At 67.8% G+C, this 1,394-nt stretch carries 1 protein-coding gene and 1 pseudogene; one reads left to right on the top strand and one right to left on the bottom strand.

Features of this window, described 5'->3' with window-relative positions; all coding sequences use genetic code 11:
* Nucleotides 1-225 precede the first annotated feature (225 nt).
* Nucleotides 226-735, bottom strand: coding sequence for a DUF3558 domain-containing protein (locus ACWEH3_RS36080; protein ID WP_450026803.1), 510 nt, complete (start codon nt 733-735; stop codon nt 226-228).
* A gap of 394 nt (nt 736-1,129) precedes the next feature.
* Between ACWEH3_RS36080 and ACWEH3_RS36075 the strand changes: the two are divergent.
* Nucleotides 1,130-1,394, top strand: a pseudogene (locus ACWEH3_RS36075) (nitrate- and nitrite sensing domain-containing protein); the annotation flags it as partial.

Here is a 1,394-nt window from a genome sequence, read left to right as displayed (position 1 = left end):
GCGACCACCGCTGGCGACTTCGTCGCGGACGCGGCGGCCGCTCGGACGCGAGCCGGGCCGCGAACGGCGCATGCTCGGTCTCGCTTCGCTCGAAACCGGTGGTTGAGCTGGTGTGGTTGCGTGCGCGAGTAACCGTCTGAGTTTGCCGCTGCCGCGGCGAGATGGTCGTGGTTGTCGGGTGCGCCGGGCGAATCCGTACCCGGTCCTGCGTCGAGTGGGGCGGTTCTACTTCGGCAGCGCCGGGACGATAGCTTCGCCGACGGTCGCGAGGCGATCGCAGGGGTTCTGGTCCGCGGTCTTGTTGACCAGGGTCAGTTGCAGCAGGCCCTGCCGGGCGGGGAAGAGCACGTCGCACATCTGGTCTTTGGCGGCGTCGTCCACGCGGAACTGGCGTCCGGTGCGTCCGGCGATGGTGACGTCCTGGAAGTCGACATTGCCCGGCTTCCGCTCGAACTCGGCCACGGACATGTTGTTGGAGAACACGCCGAGGGTGAAGTCGGCGCCCTTCCATCCGCAGATCTCCCAACCGGGCTGCTTCACCCCGCCGACGCCGACCTGCTTGCTCGCCGGGTCGAGTCCGGCGCTCGTCAGTGTGGCGTCGGGGATGCCGGTGCAGGGATCGAACAGCTGGGTGGCCGTGCCCGCGGCGCTCGCGGTCTGCGTGCTGGTCGTCGCGGGGGACCCGCCGGACTCGTCGCCGCAGGCGGCCAGTCCTAATGCGAGCGCTATCGCCAAGGGAACCAAAGTAATTCGGTGCGCCATCCAGCCCTCTTGCCATCCGGTGTGTCGCGCCGGACTGTATCAGAGTGGGGCCGCGAGGTTTCGCGGCGGGCGAAGGTGGGTAGGACACAACGAGTCTCGGCATTCGTTCGCGGATGCCGGTTTTGTCGCACTCGTAACTCTTCGTTGCCAGTGTGTTTAGAAGTCCGCACAATGTCCGTTTTGCCCGATTCTCGCGTTGACGACGGGTAGGCCGTGTGACAGTTTCCCCTTGATTTCCACGTGCTCGCTGTGGAGCAGGCGCGGCGGCTGATCGGAGGAACAGAGGGTGGTGCGGTCACCTGGGCGACCGGAGAATTCCGGCGGCACACCGGTTGTCCCCCTCCGCATTTCCGATGGTGAACGCCAGGTGTCCGGCAGCGGAATTGTGCGCCCGCGAACCATCCGCGGGCAGCTGGCCCGCATCCTCGTGGTGTCGCTCGTGCTGGTGCTCGCGCTGTTGGGCACGCTGGTGGCGCGCGAAGTGGGCGCGTATCGGAAGAGCCGGGACACCGTCGCCGCGGTGACGCTCGCGCTGGCGGTGCAGGACCTGGTGCACGAGACGCAGCGCGAGCGCGGCCTCACCAATGGCCTGCTCGGCGGCGACCAGCGCTTGCGTCAGCCGGTCGAGGACC

This window comes from Nocardia sp. NPDC004718 (assembly GCF_053601535.1).
The sequence above is the reverse complement of the archived record's forward strand: the minus strand, read 5'-3'. Positions and strand labels throughout refer to the sequence as shown.